15 protein-coding genes are annotated in these 18,481 nt (G+C 58.1%); 6 read left to right on the forward strand and 9 right to left on the reverse strand.

Translation table 11 applies throughout. The annotated features are described in order from the left end of the window. Positions 1-1,327: proline dehydrogenase family protein (locus tag ACIOWE_RS27820; RefSeq protein ID WP_401398048.1), on the reverse strand; the 1,327-nt coding region annotated here is incomplete at its 3' end. 459 nt (positions 1,328-1,786) lie between these two features. Between ACIOWE_RS27820 and putP the strand changes: the two genes are divergently transcribed. From putP to ACIOWE_RS27840, 4 genes are all read left to right on the forward strand, one after another. Next, positions 1,787-3,271 (forward strand): sodium/proline symporter PutP, encoded by a 1,485-nt coding sequence (putP, locus tag ACIOWE_RS27825; RefSeq protein WP_401398050.1) that lies wholly within the window; start codon positions 1,787-1,789, stop codon positions 3,269-3,271. A gap of 349 nt (positions 3,272-3,620) precedes the next feature. Continuing rightward, on the forward strand, positions 3,621-5,636 hold the full coding sequence (locus tag ACIOWE_RS27830) for a type VI secretion system tip protein VgrG (protein WP_401398052.1): 2,016 nt from the start codon (positions 3,621-3,623) through the stop codon (positions 5,634-5,636). Further along, positions 5,626-6,330, forward strand: coding sequence for a DUF4123 domain-containing protein (locus ACIOWE_RS27835; RefSeq protein ID WP_401398054.1), 705 nt, complete (start codon positions 5,626-5,628; stop codon positions 6,328-6,330). Before ACIOWE_RS27830 ends, ACIOWE_RS27835 begins: the two co-directional genes overlap by 11 nt. A 331-nt stretch (positions 6,331-6,661) precedes the next feature. Beyond that, entirely contained in the window at positions 6,662-6,982 is a 321-nt protein-coding gene (locus tag ACIOWE_RS27840; protein ID WP_201235845.1) for a hypothetical protein, read from the forward strand. 109 nt (positions 6,983-7,091) lie between these two features. Here ACIOWE_RS27840 and ACIOWE_RS27845 read toward each other — a convergent pair whose 3' ends face one another. The 3 genes from ACIOWE_RS27845 to ACIOWE_RS27855 are packed head-to-tail and all read right to left on the reverse strand — an operon-like array spanning position 7,092 to position 8,661. Next, positions 7,092-7,508 carry a hypothetical protein gene (locus ACIOWE_RS27845; protein ID WP_401398056.1) on the reverse strand — a complete coding sequence of 139 codons (417 nt, stop codon included), beginning with the start codon at positions 7,506-7,508 and terminating at the stop codon, positions 7,092-7,094. Next, positions 7,505-8,077 (reverse strand): type VI secretion system amidase effector protein Tae4, encoded by a 573-nt coding sequence (locus ACIOWE_RS27850; protein WP_401398058.1) that lies wholly within the window; start codon positions 8,075-8,077, stop codon positions 7,505-7,507. The genes ACIOWE_RS27845 and ACIOWE_RS27850 overlap by 4 nt, the downstream gene beginning before the upstream one ends. Further along, entirely contained in the window at positions 8,077-8,661 is a 585-nt protein-coding gene (locus ACIOWE_RS27855; protein WP_401398060.1) for a PAAR domain-containing protein, read from the reverse strand. The genes ACIOWE_RS27850 and ACIOWE_RS27855 overlap by 1 nt, the downstream gene beginning before the upstream one ends. Positions 8,662-8,829: 168 nt before the next feature. Between ACIOWE_RS27855 and ACIOWE_RS27860 the strand changes: the two genes are divergently transcribed. Together ACIOWE_RS27860 and ACIOWE_RS27865 are read left to right on the forward strand one after the other, a co-directional pair. Then, positions 8,830-8,958, forward strand: coding sequence for a hypothetical protein (locus tag ACIOWE_RS27860; protein ID WP_401398072.1), 129 nt, complete (start codon positions 8,830-8,832; stop codon positions 8,956-8,958). 240 nt (positions 8,959-9,198) lie between these two features. Beyond that, entirely contained in the window at positions 9,199-10,038 is an 840-nt protein-coding gene (locus ACIOWE_RS27865) for a 23S rRNA (adenine(2030)-N(6))-methyltransferase RlmJ (protein WP_150593982.1), read from the forward strand. A 125-nt stretch (positions 10,039-10,163) separates the two neighbouring features. Here the strand turns inward: ACIOWE_RS27865 and msrA are convergent, their stop codons facing one another. The 5 genes from msrA to ACIOWE_RS27890 form a co-directional block, all read right to left on the reverse strand. After that, positions 10,164-10,829, reverse strand: a complete 666-nt coding sequence (gene msrA / locus ACIOWE_RS27870; RefSeq protein ID WP_401398062.1) for a peptide-methionine (S)-S-oxide reductase MsrA — start codon at positions 10,827-10,829, stop codon at positions 10,164-10,166. Between the two features lie 207 nt (positions 10,830-11,036). Beyond that, positions 11,037-13,733: a putative bifunctional diguanylate cyclase/phosphodiesterase gene (locus ACIOWE_RS27875; RefSeq protein ID WP_401398064.1), complete on the reverse strand. Its 2,697-nt coding sequence runs from the start codon at positions 13,731-13,733 to the stop codon at positions 11,037-11,039. Positions 13,734-13,965: 232 nt separating this feature from the next. Beyond that, positions 13,966-15,363: an alkaline phosphatase D family protein gene (locus ACIOWE_RS27880; RefSeq protein WP_401398066.1), complete on the reverse strand. Its 1,398-nt coding sequence runs from the start codon at positions 15,361-15,363 to the stop codon at positions 13,966-13,968. Positions 15,364-15,644: 281 nt separating this feature from the next. Then, positions 15,645-17,603: a dihydrolipoyllysine-residue acetyltransferase gene (gene aceF, locus ACIOWE_RS27885; protein ID WP_401398068.1), complete on the reverse strand. Its 1,959-nt coding sequence runs from the start codon at positions 17,601-17,603 to the stop codon at positions 15,645-15,647. A gap of 11 nt (positions 17,604-17,614) precedes the next feature. After that, the coding region (locus ACIOWE_RS27890; RefSeq protein WP_401398070.1) for a transketolase-like TK C-terminal-containing protein at positions 17,615-18,481 on the reverse strand (867 nt) is incomplete at its 5' end.

An 18,481-nucleotide genomic window follows, 5' to 3' on the forward strand; every position in this document is an offset into this window, starting at 1 on the left:
CGCGCTGGACGTCGCTGTCCCAGTACGCGCCTCTCACCCGGCGGCTCCTCAGCCGATGCCGGCTGCGGCGAGCCAGGTCGATCACGTAGTCGATCACGTACGGGCAACGCTTCTGGTAAGCCTGGATCACGAAACCGATGCCGTTCCAGCCAGTCAGTTGCGGTTCGAAGCACAGACGCTCAAGCAGATCCAGCGACAGCTCGAGGCGGTCGGCTTCTTCGGCGTCGATGTTCAGGCCGATGTCGTATTGCTTGGCCAGCAGGGTCAGCGACAGCAGGCGCGGATACAGCTCGTCCATCACACGCTCGTACTGCGCACGGCTGTAACGCGGGTGCAGTGCCGACAGCTTGATGGAGATGCCCGGGCCTTCATAAATCCCACGACCGTGGGAGGCTTTGCCGATCGAGTGAATGGCTTGTTCGTACGACGCCAGGTACTTCTGCGCATCGTGTTCGGTCAGTGCCGCTTCACCGAGCATGTCGTAGGAATAACGGAAGCCTTTGGCTTCGAACTTGCTCGCATTGGCCAGCGCTTCGGCGATAGTTTCGCCGGTGACGAACTGCTCGCCCATCAGGCGCATGGCCATGTCGACGCCCTTGCGGATCATCGGTTCACCGCTCTTGCCGATGATGCGGCTCAGCGACGAGGTCAGGCCGGCTTCATTGTGCGTCGAGACCAGTTTGCCGGTCAGCAGCAGGCCCCAAGTGGCGGCGTTGACGAACAGCGAAGGGCTGTTGCCCAAATGCGGGTGCCAGTTGCCGGTGCTGATCTTGTCGCGGATCAGCGCATCGCGAGTGCCTTTGTCCGGGATACGCAGCAGCGCTTCGGCCAGGCACATCAGTGCCACGCCTTCCTGGGACGACAGGGAAAATTCCTGCAGCAGGCCTTGAACAATGCCTGCACGGCCGCCGGCACTTTTCTGGTTACGCAGTTTTTCGGCGATGGAGGCGGCGAGCTTGTTGGTCGCCTCGGCCATCGGTGCCGGCAGGCGCGCCTGCTCGATCAGCATCGGCACGACTTCCGGCTCAGGGCGACGGTAAGCGGCGGTAATCGAAGCGCGCAGTACCGATTGCGGCAGGATGCTTTCAGCGAATTCGAGGAAGCATTGGTGGGCGTGATCGGTATGCAGTTCGCCAGCGTCGTCGGCGTCCTTGGCGGTCAAACCGTTCAGCTCGGTCAGGGTTGCACCACCCTCGAGTTTTTCCAGGTAATTGAAAATTGCCTGCTTGATCAGCCAGTGCGGTGTGCGATCAATCGAGGTCGCGGCCGCCTTCAGGCGCTCGCGGGTCGGGTCATCGAGTTTGACCCCAAGGGTGGTGGTAGCCATATTTTTATCCTCATGGTTGCCACAGTTGCGTGGCATCAGCTGGCGGCAAGATTAGCCGCGCACTGAAAGAGGTGCAACCGGGTGCAACCCTTTTTTTGTCGGAATAATAGGCAGCTCGTCAGGAATTATTTTCTGGTACGAAAGTGCTGCTCCTGCTTGGTGCTTTTGCTTCTAGCAAAGGGCTAGGACTGCGCTAAAAGGGAGCAAAAACGGGGTGATTGTCGATAAATCCGACTAGGTGCAACTAATTCTCACGAAACTGGTTGCACCTTATTTGATTTGTTGCATAGCATTCGCGCCCTAGGTGCAACCGGGAATAACCCGGTGTACCCGGCTGATGGCTTTCCTGGGGAAACATCAGTCCTAAATGCGCGGGATCCCGGATCGTCTGCCAAACGTCGTCGTTTGCGTGCGGTTCACCACCGCCGCTACATAAAAACAAAGCCAGGGCGTAACTCAATGAGCGTAAGCAATCCAACCCTGATCACGTTCGTGATCTACATCGCAGCAATGGTGCTGATCGGCTTGATGGCCTATCGCTCCACCAACAACCTTTCTGACTATATTCTCGGTGGTCGCAGCCTGGGCAGCGTCGTCACCGCACTGTCGGCCGGTGCTTCCGACATGAGTGGCTGGTTGTTGATGGGCCTGCCAGGCGCCATCTATATGTCCGGTCTGTCCGAAAGCTGGATCGCCATCGGTCTGATCATCGGTGCCTACCTGAACTGGCTGTTTGTTGCCGGCCGTCTGCGCGTGCAGACCGAGCATAACGGCGACGCCCTGACCCTGCCGGACTACTTCGCCAGCCGTTTTGAAGACAAAAGCGGCCTGCTGCGGATCATCTCGGCCATCGTGATTCTGGTGTTCTTCACGATTTACTGCGCTTCCGGCATCGTGGCCGGCGCCCGTCTGTTCGAAAGCACCTTCGGCATGTCCTACGAGACAGCGCTGTGGGCCGGTGCTGCGGCGACGATTGCCTACACCTTTATCGGCGGTTTCCTCGCGGTGAGCTGGACTGACACCGTACAAGCCACCCTGATGATTTTCGCGCTGATCCTCACGCCGATCATCGTCCTGCTGGCCACCGGCGGCGTCGACACCACGTTCCTGGCGATCGAAGCACAGGATCCAAGCAACTTCGACATGCTCAAAGGCACCACCTTCATCGGCATCATCTCGCTGATGGGCTGGGGTCTGGGTTATTTCGGTCAGCCGCACATCCTCGCGCGTTTCATGGCGGCGGATTCGGTGAAATCGATTGCCAAGGCGCGTCGCATCTCCATGACCTGGATGATCCTGTGCCTGGGCGGCACCGTCGCTGTCGGTTTCTTCGGTATCGCTTATTTCTCGGCGCACCCGGAATTGGCAGGCCCTGTCACCGAGAACCACGAGCGTGTGTTCATCGAACTGGCGAAGATTCTCTTCAACCCATGGATTGCCGGTGTGCTGCTGTCGGCCATTCTGGCTGCCGTCATGAGCACCCTGAGCTGCCAGTTGTTGGTGTGCTCCAGCGCCCTGACAGAAGACTTCTACAAAACCTTCCTGCGTAAATCCGCCTCGCAAACCGAACTGGTCTGGGTCGGCCGCGCGATGGTATTGCTGGTTGCACTGATCGCGATCGCTCTGGCCGCCAACCCGCAAAACCGTGTACTGGGCCTGGTGTCCTACGCCTGGGCTGGTTTCGGTGCCGCGTTCGGTCCGGTTGTACTGATCTCGGTGATCTGGAAAGGCATGACCCGCGACGGCGCACTGGCCGGTATCCTGGTCGGCGCAATCACCGTGGTGGTGTGGAAACATTTCGAACTGCTGGGTCTGTACGAAATCATCCCTGGCTTCATCTTCGCCAGTCTGGCGATCTTCATCGTCAGCAAGCTCGGTTCGCCAAGCAAAGGCATGGTGATGCGCTTCGAAGCGGCGGAAAAAGATTTCAACCTGAACAAGTAATGCACTGAGCTTCGGCTCACAAAAGAACGGCCCGTCTCCTACAAGGAACGGGCCGTTTTTTATTGCCTGCAATCTCTGACTCGCCGCGAATCCTTGTAGGAGTGAGCCTGCTCGCGATAGCGTTCTGACATTCAAAGTTGATGTCGACTGATACACCGCAATCGCGAGCAGGCTCACTCCTACAGGGGATGCTGGTGGATTTGAGGGATTTGTCTGTAGTCGGATGCGCTGATTTCAGAAGGATTATTCGACAGAAAAAGTAGGGCAAATCTGATTTTCCCGCCGTCCGCTCAATCACCCTTGCGCCTCATGCAGAATCGCCCGCCCTCACTCTGCAGAGAAACATCGGATGTTCGCGCCTGCCAATCAACCGCGCTTCACGTTGACCCTCGAAGGCGCCCAACACGACCTCAAAGTCCTTGAGTTCACGGGCAAGGAAGCCATCAGCCAACCCTATCGTTTCGAGCTGGAACTGGTCAGCGAACGGCCGGATCTCGATCTCGAAAGCCTGCTGCACTGTCAGGCGTTTCTGAGCTATGAGGCGGACGGTTCCGGTGTACACGGTCAGATTTATCAGGTCGGGCAGGGTGACTCCGGCAAACGTCTGACGCGCTATCACATCAGCCTGGTACCGCGTCTCACCTACCTCGGGCACCGGACCAATCAGCGGATTTTCCAGCATCAAACTGTTCCGCAGATCGTCGCGCAGATTCTCAAGGATCACGCGATCCTGCGCGATGTCTTCGAATTTCGCCTCGGCAGCGATTACCCGGTACGTGAGTATTGCGTGCAATACGCCGAGAGCGATCTGGCGTTCATCCAGCGTCTGTGTGCGGAAGTCGGCATTCATTACCACTTTCAGCACAGTCCCGAGGGGCATCTGCTGGTATTCGGCGATGACCAGACCGTGTTTCCGCGGTTGGCCGAACCGACGCTCTATCTTCCGGGTAGCGGTATGGTCGGAGGGGCGCCGGCAATCAAGCGCTTCAATGTTCGTGTAGAAACCCGCACCAGCGTTGTATCCCGGCGCGACTACAACTTTGAAAAACCGCGTTTACAACTGCAAAGCCGTATCGACAGCGAACAGCGACCGGTGCTTGAGGACTATCACTTTCCCGGTCAATTCAACGATCGTGAAACCGGTAAGCATCTCGCGCAGCGCGCACTTGAAAGGCATGTCGCCGATTACCGTCAGGCCGAGGGCATCAGCGATGAATCCGCACTGGTTTGTGGACATTTCCTGCAACTGACCGAGCATCCACGTCAGGACTGGAATGACCTTTGGTTGCTGACAGCGATTGAACATCGTGGGCGCCAGCCGCAAGTCCTGGAAGAATCGGCGACCAGTGACGAGGAAACCTTCCAGGGCTACCGTAATACCTTTCTTGCTACGCCGTGGGAGGTGTTCTTCCGCCCAGCCCTTGGGCCGGAAAAGCCACGGATGCTCGGTTATCAACCTGCTGTCGTTACCGGGCCGAAAGACACGGAAATCCACTGCGACGAATACGGTCGGGTCAAGGTGCAACTGGCCTGGGATCGCGATGGCGAATTGAACGAGCACTCCAGTTGCTGGCTGCGCGTCGCCACCGGTTGGGCCCACGACCGTTACGGCAGCGTGCTGATTCCACGGGTCGGCATGGAGGTGCTGGTCGGTTTCATCGACGCCGATGCCGACAAACCTCTGGTGGTCGGTTGCCTGCCCAACGCCGCCACCCCGGTGCCGCTGGATCTGCCGGCAGACAAGACCCGCAGCATTTTCCGCAGCCAGAGCAGCCCGGGTGGTGGCGGCTACAACGAACTGCGCATCGAGGACAAAAAAGGCGCCGAGGAAATCTACCTGCGCGCCCAGCGAAACTGGACTCAGCATGTCTTGCACGATCAACAGGTGCAGGTCGACAACGCGCGCAGCATCGTCGTCACCGGCCTTGCCAAACATGAGTTGAAGGCTGACGAACAGCGCATCACCCACGGCCAGCGGCAGACCGAAGTGAAACAGGACGATCACCTGACAGTGGTCGGTGACCGGCATATCCGCGTGAGCAGTCAGGCGCTCAATGCCAGTGCGCAATTTCATGTCAGCGCCGGCCAGCAAGTGGTCATCGATGGCGGTGCGAGCGCGACGATTCAGGCGGGCGGGCAGTGGATCAACATCGGCCCCGGCGGAATTTTCAGCAGCGTGCCGATCATGGTTGGTGGTGCGCCGATGGTGGCGATGAGTGCCACGCCGGTTGTGCCAGGGTTGCCAGAGAAACTGATTGCAGCGCCGGCGGCCATTCTGACCGCGGCACAGATCATGAGCTTCAAGGGCGACGCGCCATTCTGTGAAGAATGTGAGCGTTGCAAGGACGGTGTCTGTGCAGCCTGATTTTATAAAGCCTTCGGAGTGGCTGGTGCGTGAGCCGCTGAAATCTTCTGAACAGTTGTTCGCTATCTTCAGTCATGCCAGCAACGCCAAGCCACCGATGGTAGGGGCGAGCCCGATTTGGGCGGACACGATTTACGCCGAGTGGGATGCCGTGATGCCCTTCGTGGGAATTGTCCCGGCAGACAGTGAGTTCCTCGATTGGGTGGCGACTACGGAGTCTCGCGATTGGGGCTGGCTGGCGGTGTCTTCGGCGAGTCTCGAAGTAGTGGTTGAGCATTTTCGCAGCTTGACCCAAGTATTGATGCCGGACGGCAAAGCGGTATTTTTTCGCTTCTGGGATGGGCGGTTTCTGTTGCCAGTCTTGCAGTCGAAAGCAGTGGATACGGCGCAGCTATTGCCCGTGATCTCGCGCGGCTTGATCAACGGTCAGGCCGTTGATCTCTGGGGCCGGGCGCAGGTTTCGGGGCAGGTGTTTCCTTGGTGGACGGTGCCGGAATCGGTGTTGGCTTCGGCGAGTGATGAGGTACGCGTCGGCAATGCCGTGCAGTGGCTGAGCGAGGAGCATCCGGGCCTGTTCGAGGCGTTTCCTGTGCAGGTCTTGCGTTGCAAGGTCAGGCAGTTTTTTCAGGTCGCAACGTCGGAAGAATCGTCGCAGTCAGCGTTGTTGGAGTATTTGCTGACAGAGTCGGAGTGAGGTTTCCGGGCGATGGCCTCGGACATTTCCTTCGAGTCGCGGCGGTTTTCATGAACTGGTGGGCGGTGGGGTGCAGGGATAGTCTTGGATTGTCACCGCAGATGCGGCGACAGGGTGTAGGAGCCTTGAGACTAGAAGAGTGCATAAGCGTCATTGCCCGATTTACGGCAGTCTACGTGCGTCCGTAAGATCATTTGCGGCGGTTATGCGCGGGCACGCTTCGGCGTGGCCGAGTTCTCTGGTCTCGGTACTCCTACCCCGCGCATGGCTGCCACCCAAACCCGTAGGAGGGTATTGGTGGAAGCCCACTTCAATACCAGAGGTTCAAAAGATGACGACGCTTAAGCCCGATCCACCCTACGTAAAACACATCCCCCATCCTGACAACCGCTACATGGCCCTGACCAGCAACTGCAGCGACATGCCCACGCTGTTCGTCGACACCCACGCCCCTTCCGACGTCCTGATGGACGCCGCCAACTACCGCATCCGCACGGTCGTCCAGGTACTGGAAAACCTGTGCATGCGCGGCTCGATCGAATGCGATTCCCTGATCCTCAGCGACTTCGCCAAACTCTGCGCCATCCCGTTGCGCGACGGCTGTGATTTGCTCGACGTCATCGGACGACGCTTGGGCGCCACGCCTTCCTGAAACCGCAAGATCAAAAGATCGCAGCCTGCGGCAGCTCCTGCACGGGATCATCTGTAGGAGCTACTGAAGGCTGCGATCTTTTGACGTTGAGGCGACTATAGGAGCGTAATCAATTAGAGATATACGCATCCTGCGACTTGATAAACGCTTCGAAGGCTGGAGAGTTGTAAATTTCGAGGCAAGAATAAAACACAACATTTTTGCCCGACTGCTTGCTGGTAGAAGAGGCCTTCGCGTATGCGTCAGTCATGAATTTTTCGGTTTCCGCATAAGGGTCATGGATGACTTCAAGCGTATCTTCATCCTGCGATATTGCGTGCTGCCCTCTACCCATCGCGGAGTAAGCGCCAATAGCTAGTCCGATGTCCGATTTGATGTCCGACTTATTTTTGAATTGATCCGAAATGCAGTTGGCGAGGCCGTAATTTTTTAGTGAAATCCTCGCACTGTTTACGTCTATCTCATTTGAAAGGGCATTTACTGAAAACCCAAGAATGCTTAATGCTACGAGTAGCCGGAATTTCATCCCTTTAACTCCCAGAAGTTGATCTTTTCCAGTGTCACGCCTGGACGTTCGTAAGTGTGGCTTTCTGGACGGTGGTAGTCACTGTTGTCACCAGTGCTGTTGCCGTTCCACAGAGTCGCATGACCTGTAGCATCGAGCCATCCTGTGATCTCCATGATGATCACACCTTTTTTTCCATTGATAAAATTGGCCTCGCTCATTTTTAGCTCGCGATCCGGAGCGCCCCAGTTGTGCTTCAGGAACGCCAGGAAGTCTGCGACTTTCATGATGTAAGGGAGTTGATCTGCGCCGGCCAGACGATAAATGGATTTGTTCGGAATGATCGTTCCTTTCGGTATTTTGTATCCACCATAGTTAAACCCTCTACTTATCCTCAGGGCGCATGCGTTTGCGTAAGCATCAGGTTTTTCCGCTCTGGCCGCTTCGACATTGCCTCCCACGAGCGTGTACACATCAATCGAGCTTTTAAGACCAACTTCTGCGTAGGCTGCCCACAAGGTGCTGAATTTTGGCCTTTTTACGAGGATATTGGATGTAACGACCCCTGCACTGATATTGAGCTGAGCCATTAAATTTCTCCCTCCATGTCAAAGGCTTCAGCCTCAAAAGCGTTTGGAATGATCGCTATACCCTTCGGGCCCACGGTGCCAGATAGCGTTTTTTCTGTTGCACCGCTGATCGTTACGGTAACGGTCTCGCCGGGTGAATAGCCGGAAGTTTTCACATGAATATTCAAGTCGGTATAAAAGCGCGATACCGAGTCCACCGGCGTTTGGTTGGCTCCATATGAAAACGTTATGCGTTGAATACTTTTCGGTTTGGGGATCAAAGGAATGATGGGAGAGAAGCTGGCAGCGCTATGTTCGCCTCCACCAACGACGGATGATTGAGCAAACAAAACAGTGTTGGACTTTGGCGGACGGCCACACGCTACATAATCACCCTCAAGCGCAACCAGTCCGGCAGGCAGAGTGATAGTTCGCGGGCCTACCGCGACAATCGGGCCTTTACCCGGAGGGCATACGGGACAGCTGGCCATATGGCCGAGAGATGAAGTGCTCACCGCGTAATCAATGTTGATTCCGATGTTTCCTTCCAAAACCGCGCCCCCGGTTGATGTAGGGGCGCCGATACCGATCACCTTTCTTCCCATGTAAATTTCCCTCTTTACAGGTTTTAAGTGGGGGGATATTCGGATTCCCTTCGCTTATGCGACGACGGTTATCCTGCGGCAAGATGTTTCTTGATGTTGCTCGTGCAGTTACGGGAAACCGCCCATAGGTACGTCTACGCCGTAATCCAGGTACAGGAAAATCTATGCATGCGCGGCTCGATCGAATGCGACTCTCTCATCCTCAGCGACTTCGCCAAACTCTGCGCCATTCCCTTGCGCGACGGCTGTGATTTGCTCGATGTCATCGGCAAGCGATTAGGCGCAATGCCAACCTGAGTTCCGCGATGACTCAGTATTGTGGCGAGGGGATTTATCCCCGATGGTCTGCGCAGCGGACCCTGGATCCGCAAACACGCTGTTTCAGGCGTACCGCGTCGGGTGGTTTTGGGGCTGCTGCGCAGCCCATCGGGGATAAATCCCCTCGCCACAGGGAGCTTGTTGTCTGTCCGCTCGGCTGTGAACCCCTGACTTGCCGCCCGGTAAAAGGTAAACTTTGCGCCCTTCGCAGGAGCAGCCATGAATTATCGTCACGCCTTCCATGCCGGCAATCACGCCGATGTGTTCAAACACCTGACCTTGACCCGTCTCATCGCCCTGATGTCGCGCAAGGAGCAGCCGTTTGCCTATCTCGACAGCCACGCCGGCATCGGTCTGTATGACTTGCAGGGCGATCAGGCCAACCGTACCGGTGAGTACCTGGAAGGGATCGCGCGCTTGTGGGATCAGCCGGATCTGCCGGCGCTGACCGCCGACTACATGAAGGTACTGCACGAGATGAATCCGGATGGCCAGTTGCGCTATTACCCGGGTTCGCCAGAACTGGCGCGGCGCCTGACCCGCCCGCAGGATCGGGTGATGCTCAACGAGAAGCATCCGGAAGACGGCGTGCTGCTCAAGGACAACATGGCCGGTGATCGTCGGGTGAAAGTGCATCTGGGCGAGGGCTGGCATGTGGCGCGGGCGATGTTGCCGGTGCAGGAGAAGCGTGCGGTGATGTTGATTGATCCGCCGTTCGAGCAACTCGATGAAATGCAGCGTTGTGCGGCGTCGATGAAAGAGGCGATTGGCCGGATGCGTCAAACTGTGGCGGCGATCTGGTATCCGGTGAAGGATCAGCGTGCGTTGCGTCGGTTCTATCAGGATCTGGCCGGTACCGGTGCGCCGAAGTTGTTGCGTGTTGAGCTGCTGGTGCATCCGCTGGACACGCCGAACAGCCTGAACGGTTCGGGCATGGCGATTGCCAATCCGCCGTGGGGGCTTGAGGAAGAGTTGCGTGAGCTGCTGCCGTGGTTGTCGAAAAAGCTTGGGCAGACCCAGGGTGGCTGGCAAATGGATTGGTTGATTGCCGAGAGCTGATCGGTGGGTTTAACGGTGTCTGATCGGACGCCTTCGCGGGCAAGCCCGCTCCCACAAGGTCGTGCGCGATTCCAGAATCTGCGCGAACCCTGTGGGAGCGGGCTTGCCCGCGATGTTTTTAGGGCTTAGTTACCCGCCAGACTCGGTGGCATGCAAACGCCCGTGCCGCCAATCCCGCAGTAGCCTTCCGGATTTTTCGCCAGATACTGCTGGTGATATGCCTCGGCGAAGTACACGGTCGGTGCCTGTTCGATCTCGGTGCTGATCTCGCCCAGGCCTGCTTTCGACAGCTCTGCCTGATAGGTCGCCTTGCTCTTCAGCGCCGCATCCAGGTGCTCAGGCGAAGTCGCATAAATCACCGAGCGGTACTGCGTGCCGATGTCGTTGCCCTGACGCATGCCCTGCGTCGGGTTGTGCAATTCCCAGAACATCGCCAGCAGTTCTTCGTAGCTGACTTTAGCCTTGTCATACACCACCAACACCACTTCAGCGTGGCCGGTCAGGCCCGAGCAGACTTCTTCGTAAGTCGGGTTCGGGGTGAAGCCGCCGGCATAACCAACGACCGTGCTGACCACGCCGTCACGCTGCCAGAAGCGCCGTTCGGCGCCCCAGAAACAGCCCAGACCGAAGATTGCAAAATCGACGTCCTGGAAAAACGGGCCAAGCAGCGGGGTTTCTTCGAAGACGAAATGCTTTTCCGGCAGGGTCATCGCGGTTTCGCGGCCGGGCAGAGCTTGTTCTTTAGTCGGGAGCACGTTTTTGTTCACCAGTATTTCCGAGCGCAGAACCATGATCGTTCCTCTCAGTCAGGATGGGATGTAAAAAGTAGACCGCCAGTGTGCCCAATGATGCCGAGTTAATCACTACCCAAAATATGCGGGTACTCGCACACATTGTAGGCCTTCGCCTGCTCGCGATTGCGGTGGGTCAGTCAGAGGATTTGTTGCTGACACACCGCAATCGCGAGCAGGCGAAGGCCTACAAGGGATATACGGTGATTAGAGGCAGAGCGGGCCGCGCGGGTAGCGCTTAAGGGCCTGGATCAACTCGGCACCGGGAATCGGCCGGTCGAACAGGTAGCCCTGGCCGACGTCGCACCGGTGGCGGCGCAGGAATGCCAGTTGTTCAGCCGTCTCGATACCCTCTGCGACAACCTTGAGCTTGAGGTTGTGAGCCATGGCGATCACCGCTGAGGTGATTTCCATGTCGTCCTGGTTGTCCGGGATTTCGTGGATGAAGCTGCGATCGATCTTGATGATGTCGATCGGAAATTTCTTCAGGTAGCTGAGTGACGAGTAGCCGGTGCCGAAGTCGTCCATGGCTAGGGTCAGGCCCAGGCGCTTGAGCTGATCGAGCTGCAAGTGCGTGTCTTCGGTGGCTTCCAGCAGCAGACCTTCGGTCAGTTCCAGTTCGAGCAGATTGGCCGGCAGCGCTTCTTCCTTGAGGATGTTGGCGATGGACGCGACCAGGTCCGGATCGGAGAACTGCTTGGGCGAGAGGTTGATCGCCACTTGCAGATTACCCATGCCGGCGGCGGTCAGCGCTTTGCTCATGCGGCAGGCCTGGCGGGCGATCCATTTGCCGATCGGAATGATCAGCCCGGTTTCTTCGGCGACACTGATGAACTGGTCCGGGCGGATCATGCCGCGCTCGGGGTGATTCCAGCGCAACAGCGCTTCCATGCCCAGCAAGCGACCACTGCGCAGGCACAGCTTAGGCTGGTAGAACACGTCCAGCTCATTCTGGGTCAGGGCGCGACGCAGGTTGTTCTCGACGAACAGCTTGTAGCTGGCCTCGGCGTTCAGGGCTTCGGTGAACACCTGCACCTGATGTTTACCGTTGGCCTTCGCCTTGTGCAGGGCGAGGCCGGCGTTGCGCATCAGGGTTTGCGGATCGCGGCCGTGCAGCGGCGCACAGGCGAGGCCCACGGAGCCGGTGACGCTGATCAACTGGTTGTCGACGAACATCGGCTTGTCGAGGGTTGCCAGCAGTTGGTTGGCAATCTGTTGGCCGGTGGCAAGATCGGTGTCGTCGAGCAGCACGGCAAATTCGTTACTGGCGAAACGGGCGAGGCTACCGCTCGGGCTCAGGCTGTTGCGCAGGCGTCGAGCCAGACTGATCAGCAGTTTGTCGCCGGTCTGGTGGCCGAGGCTGTCGTTGATTCGCTTGAAATTGTCGATGTCCACCAGCAGCAGGCTGATCGGGGTATCGCTATCCCGGGCGAAGCGTTCGTCGAGATTGCGGATAAACGCCGGCCGGTTACCGAGGTTGGTCAGGTTGTCGGTGTAGGCCAGACGCTCGATGCGCTGTTGCGCCAGTTTGGTCTGGGTGATGTCTTCGTAGATGCCGATGTAGTGGGTCAACTCGCGGTTGTCGCCATACACCTTGGAAATCGACAGCTGGCCCCAGTACGGTTCGAGGTTCTTGCGCCGGCTCTTGAATTCACCCTGCCAACTGTTGCTCTTGGCCAGGGCAGAGGGTGCGTCGAACAGCAGTTCGCTGAGGTTTTCCAGGGCCGGCAGTTCCGACAGGCGCTGGCCGTGGACTTCCTCGGTGGTGTACTGGGTGATCGCGGTGAAGCTCGGGTTGACGTACTCGACCACGCCGTCGCAGTTGACCAGCAAGAAGGCGTTGGCACTTTGCTCGACTGCACGCTGGAACAGGTGCAGGGCGCTGGTGGCGGTGCGGCGGTTGTGGTTGTTGATGACTTGCGCGAACTGGTCGGCCAACTCGCCGGCAAAGGCGATTTCGTCGGACTGCCAGGCACGGGTGACGCCGGTCTGCTCCAGACACAACACACCGACTACTTGGCCGTCGACGCGAATACTGGCGTCGAGCATCGCGTTGACGTCACGCGGGCGCAGGGCTTCGGCCATCTCGCGGGTACGCGGATCACGCATCGCGTTGTGTGCGTCGATGGCGCGGCTGCTGTGCAGCGCTTCCATGTAGTCGGGGAAGCTGCTGACGTCGATCACGTCCGGCAGGAGGTATTCCTGCGTGGCGCGGTGGTAGGCCGAGATCGGCACCAGTTGCTGGCCTTCGAGGTTCCACAGGCTGGCACAGTCGATTTCATAGATATCGCAGGCGCAGCGGGTGATCAGTTCGGCGGCTTCCTGCAACGAGTTGTGTGTGCTGTAGCGCTGACGGGCGAGCAGCAGAATCAGATCTTGCTGGGCGCGCACGCGTTCGAGGTGTTGCAGTTGTTCCTGCTGGGCGCGCTGGTTGAGTTCGAGGGCGATTTGCAGGCGGGAGTTCTGGGTTTCGAGGTCAACGGAAGGCAGTAGCGGCACTTCGTCGAAGAGGTCATCGACCGCCAGCAGATAGCCGCGCAGCAGATGCCGATTGTGTTGTTTGTAGGCTTCGCCAAGTTCGAGGATGCTCAGCGCGCCAGCGGCGGTGTGCAGGGTGTAGCGCACCAGATAATGCGGGCTGCTGGCGAGTTGTTGCTGAATCGCGTCGTGCAGTTGGTAGCGCGCTTCCGGCTCCATCAGGCTGGCGTAGGGCGAGCCGACCAGCGCGCAGAGTTCTACGGCCGGCTGACCGAACTGGCGTTCGCAGTTTGGATCGAGAAACAGCATCGCCCAGCTGGCTTCATTCAAGCGCTCGAAACGCAGCATGCCGAGCCGCGAGGGCACAGGCAACTGCGTCACTACCTCGGCCGCCATACGGCTGGCGGCATCGGGTTGGCTCTTCATGAAGGGAACTCGCTTGGAAATATGCTGAACGCGCCGGGCTCTCGCCCTCTTTACTGTTGCCTGCGGCAAGGTTGCATCATTGCGGCACTGACTGACAAGAGTGATGAAGGCCAAGTGCTATAAGAATGTGTCGGCTGCGTTGGGCATTTCTCCAGCGCCGTTCAGAAAAGAGCAAAAGATCGCAACCTGCGGGATTCTTCAGGCGCCGCTGAAGGCTGCGATCTATAAAGGCTCAGCTCAGTTTTATGACGATCGACTGCAGCTTTTTCCCATCCCGATCATGGTAATTGACCAAAATTTGATCAACCTCAACCACCACATGGGCAAAGTTGTCCTCACTGATCACGTTGCTGGTCAACTCATGCCGATAATCGCCCGCCGCCGTCGTCACCAGTGGCTGGTCAAGAATGAAGGTGGATGCCTTGGCGTACGGCAGCAACTTGCTGTTGCACAGGGGCGAGGAGACGATGGTGTGCACTTCGAAGTCCGGGGTTTCGCTGTGGGTCAGGCGCGAGGTCAACGAACCGTGCACGTCACCGGAAATGAATACGACGTTCTTGATGTGCCGAGTGCGGATGGTTTCCAGAAGACGCAGACGCTGTTCCGGGAAGGCCTTCCAGGCATCATCGCCGAGCACTTTGCGATCCGGATAGAACATCACGCTGGTGACCACGAACTTGACCCGCGCCGGGCTGTTGATCAGCCATTTGAGTAGCGCCTGTTCCTGCGCCTCATCAAGGATGCGTCGATCATCGGCCGACAAATTGCGCCGGGTGCGGCTGTCGGTGACAAACCATTCAATATCGCCGTCGCTGAATTGATACCAGTAATGTTCAAGTTTAGAACGGTTGACTTGGCCGTTATCTGTCAGTTCATGTGCCGGGCTGTGACTGACTTGATACAACTCATAGGCAGCCATGGCATTGCGGTATAACTCGCCATCGGACTTTCCGGCATTGGCGGGCCAGTTATCTTCTATCTCGTGATCATCGAGAATCATGTAAGTCGAAGTGCCAGACATCAAATGTTTAATATTGGGTTGGGAAAAGGCCGCGCGGTATTTGCTGAGTATGTCTTTGTATTCGCGATCCGGTGCAATCAGATTGAGGTCGTCGACATAGATTTGATCACCGGTCATGAGCGTTGCGCTGATTGCGGGTTGTGCGCCTTCAATCAATTGACTGATTGAAGCAAAGATCCTGTCGCCCAAATGCGGCAACGATGCAATACCGGCGGTCATGCGCAAGTAGCGGCAAGACCCGACGATGTAAGCCTTGGGTTGCATGGCTTTGCTGGAGCGCGTGTGCAGGCGGTAGATCTCCCGTGGCCATTGCAGTGGCAACTCGGCGATAGAGTCTGTGGTGTGTACCGGATTCATCGGGCTGAACCAGCCGGCCTGATATTCATACTCGGTGTCCGAGCTCAAATTATCAAGTACAAGAACTTCCGACATGTCGCGCAATTCGCTCAGTCTGGCGAAGAGGGTTTTTGACCATTGTTGTGTTCCGGAAAGGCGATAGCGTATTCCGCCAAATGCCGGGGCATTGTTTTGTCGGTTGCCGCGAATAAAGATGCGTGCGTGGTTAGTTGTAACGTGGCCGATGATCGGGCCGATAGTCGGTTTCAACATGTCGAATCCATTCGAGTGAGTGATGCGTAAATAAGTAGTTTGTGCAAAGTTCGGTTGATTAACTTTGTTGTGCCAAGGTTAGTTGTATCGCGAGTAAAAAAGTCGGCGCGAAGTCGACTGGAGTTGTGGCTGAAATCAGCGCTACTTGTAGGAAAAATACGCAGGAAGGTTTATTTCGGACAAAAAAAAGCCCCGTCAATTGACGGGGTTGAGGTACGAGCGTGTGGCGCTCGAAAACGTGAAACACAAGTGGCCCTCCGTTGCCGGAGGGCCGCTTGGGATTACAGCAGGATGGTACGGATGTCCGCCAGCAGGCTGCCCAGACGCTGGGTGAAGCGTGCGGCAGCGGCGCCGTTGATCACACGGTGATCGTACGACAACGACAGCGGCAGCATCAGTTTCGGCTGGAAGGCTTTGCCGTCCCAGACTGGCTGGATGGTTGCCTTGGAAACACCGAGGATCGCCACTTCCGGCGCGTTGACGATCGGCGTGAAGCCGGTGCCGCCAATGTGGCCGAGGCTGGAAATGGTGAAGCAGGCGCCTTGCATGTCGTCAGCGGTAAGCTTCTTGTCGCGGGCCTTGGCGGCCAGCGCAGCGGCTTCGGCTGCCAGTTGCAATAGACTCTTCTGGTCGACGTTCTTGATGACCGGTACCAGCAGGCCATCCGGGGTGTCGACGGCGAAGCCGATGTTGACGTACTTCTTGCGGATGATCGCTTTGCCGCTTGGCGCCAGCGAACTGTTGAAGTCCGGCAGCTCCTTGAGCATGTGTGCGCACGACTTGAGCAGCAGCGGCAGGATGGTCAGCTTGACGCCGGCCTTCTCTGCTACGGCTTTCTGCGCCACGCGGAACGCTTCCAGCTCGGTGATATCAGCCGAATCGAACTGAGTCACGTGCGGGATGTTCAGCCAGCTGCGGTGCAGGCTCGACGCGCCGATCTGCATCAGGCGAGTCATCGGCACTTCTTCGATTTCGCCGAAACGGCTGAAATCGACGACCGGGATCGGCGGGATGCCCGCGCCACCGGTTGCGCCCGCTGCAGCGGCCGGTGCTTCCTTGGCCTTCTGCATCATCGCTTTGACGTAAGTCTGCACGTCTTCTTTGAGGATACGACCGTGCGGGCCGCTGGCGCCGACAGCGTTCAGCTCGACGCCGAACTCACGGGCCAGTTGACGCACGGCTGGGCCGGCGTGAACTTTCGCGCCAGGCTTGGCCGGAGCAGCAACCGGAGCGGCAGCAGCAGGTGCAGCGGCAGCCGGAGCAGCAGCGGCTGGAGCACTTGGTGCAGCAGCGGCGGCAGTTGGAGCCGGTGCAGCAGCAGGCGCTGCGCCTTTGACTTTCAGCTTGAGGATCAGGTCGCCAGTACCAACTTCGTCATCCAGCTTGATGGAAACGCTTTCCACCACGCCAGCGGCAGGCGACGGGATTTCCATGCTCGCCTTGTCGGATTCCAGAGTGATCAGCGACTGATCGGCTTCAACGCTGTCGCCAGCCTTGACCAACACTTCGATAATCTTGGCTTTGCCAGCCGAACCGATGTCCGGAACGTGGATGTCCTGAACGCTGTCGGCAACCGGTGCTGCTGGAGCAACTGCCGGAGCAGGCGCAGCAGCAGCGGCCGGTGCAGCAGCCTGAGCCGGAGCGGCGGCAGGGGCCGCAGCACCCGCCACTTCCAGATCCAGGATCAGGTCGCCAGTGCCGACTTCGTCGTTGAGCTTGACGCTGATGGCCTTGACCACGCCAGCGGCAGGCGACGGGATTTCCATGCTCGCCTTGTCGGACTCCAGGGTGATCAACGATTGATCAGCCTCGACGGTGTCGCCGACCTTGACCTGGATCTCGATGATCTGCGCCTTGCCCGACGAACCGATGTCCGGCACGTGCACTTGCTGAACCGAAGCGGCAGCAGGGGCAGCGGCTGGCGCGGCGGCAGCAGGAGCGGCAGCCGGTTTTTCTTCGGCTTTCTTGGCCGGAGCGGCAGCCGGCGCAGGGGCCGCAGCAGCGGCGCCCTCGACTTCCAGCTCAAGCAGTTCGTCGCCTTCTTTCAGGCGGTCGCCCAGCTTTACTTTCAGGCTTTTGATGACGCCGGCTTTCGGGGCCGGCACTTCCATGCTGGCCTTGTCCGATTCCAGGGTCAGGATGCTCTGGTCGGCTTCGATACGGTCGCCGACCTTCACAAACAGTTCAATTACTTCACCTTCACCGCTGCCGATGTCAGGTACGCGAATGAGTTCGCTCACAAAATGTCTCCTCAGCAGTCCAGTGGGTTGCGTTTTTCCGGGTCGATGCCGAACTTGACGATGGCTTCAGCCACAACCTTAGGTTCGATATCACCACGGTCAGCCAGTGCTTCCAGGGCTGCCAACACCACGAAATGACGGTCGACTTCGAAGAAATGACGCAGTTTCTTGCGGCTGTCGCTACGGCCGAAACCGTCGGTGCCGAGGACTTTGAATTCCTTGGACGGTACCCACTGACGGATCTGCTCGGCGAACAGCTTCATGTAGTCGGTAGAGGCAATGACCGGACCTTTACGGCCGTTCAGGCACTCTTCGACGTAGCTCAGCTTAGGCTTCTGGCCAGGCTTCAGACGGTTGCTGCGCTCTACGGCCAGGCCGTCGCGACGCAGTTCGTTGAAGCTGGTGACGCTCCACACGTCGGCGCCGACGTTGAACTCTTCACGTAGGATCTTCGCCGCTTCACGGACTTCACGCAGGATGGTGCCGGAGCCCATCAGCTGTACGTGGTGCGCCGCATCGCGGGTGTCTTCTTCGAGCAGGTACATGCCTTTCTTGATGCCTTCTTCGGCACCGGCCGGCATGGCTGGCTGCTGGTACGACTCGTTCATTACGGTGATGTAGTAGAAAATGTCCTGTTGCTCTTCGGTCATCTTCTTCATGCCGTCCTGAATGATCACCGCCAGCTCATAGCCGTAGGTTGGATCGTAGGTGCGGCAGTTCGGGATGGTCGCGGCCAGCAGGTGGCTGTGACCGTCTTCGTGTTGCAGACCTTCACCGTTCAGGGTGGTGCGGCCGGCGGTGCCGCCGATCAGGAAGCCACGGGTACGGCTGTCGCCGGCAGCCCAGGCCAGGTCGCCAATACGCTGGAAGCCGAACAT

It is taken from the genome of Pseudomonas sp. NPDC087598 (assembly GCF_044743525.1).
Taxonomy (GTDB): domain Bacteria; phylum Pseudomonadota; class Gammaproteobacteria; order Pseudomonadales; family Pseudomonadaceae; genus Aquipseudomonas.

Bases quoted from the DNA above. Each gene is read 5' to 3' on its own strand.
- ACIOWE_RS27880 (WP_401398066.1), bottom strand. From the start codon at position 15,363: ATGTTGAAACCGACTATCGGCCCGATCATCGGCCACGTTACAACTAAC.
- ACIOWE_RS27830 (WP_401398052.1), top strand. From the start codon at position 3,621: ATGTTCGCGCCTGCCAATCAACCGCGCTTCACGTTGACCCTCGAAGGC.
- msrA (WP_401398062.1), bottom strand. From the start codon at position 10,829: ATGGTTCTGCGCTCGGAAATACTGGTGAACAAAAACGTGCTCCCGACT.
- ACIOWE_RS27855 (WP_401398060.1), bottom strand. From the start codon at position 8,661: ATGGGAAGAAAGGTGATCGGTATCGGCGCCCCTACATCAACCGGGGGC.
- ACIOWE_RS27850 (WP_401398058.1), bottom strand. From the start codon at position 8,077: ATGGCTCAGCTCAATATCAGTGCAGGGGTCGTTACATCCAATATCCTC.
- ACIOWE_RS27875 (WP_401398064.1), bottom strand. From the start codon at position 13,733: ATGAAGAGCCAACCCGATGCCGCCAGCCGTATGGCGGCCGAGGTAGTG.
- putP (WP_401398050.1), top strand. From the start codon at position 1,787: ATGAGCGTAAGCAATCCAACCCTGATCACGTTCGTGATCTACATCGCA.
- ACIOWE_RS27845 (WP_401398056.1), bottom strand. From the start codon at position 7,508: ATGAAATTCCGGCTACTCGTAGCATTAAGCATTCTTGGGTTTTCAGTA.
- ACIOWE_RS27865 (WP_150593982.1), top strand. From the start codon at position 9,199: ATGAATTATCGTCACGCCTTCCATGCCGGCAATCACGCCGATGTGTTC.
- ACIOWE_RS27860 (WP_401398072.1), top strand. From the start codon at position 8,830: ATGCGCGGCTCGATCGAATGCGACTCTCTCATCCTCAGCGACTTCGCC.
- ACIOWE_RS27840 (WP_201235845.1), top strand. From the start codon at position 6,662: ATGACGACGCTTAAGCCCGATCCACCCTACGTAAAACACATCCCCCAT.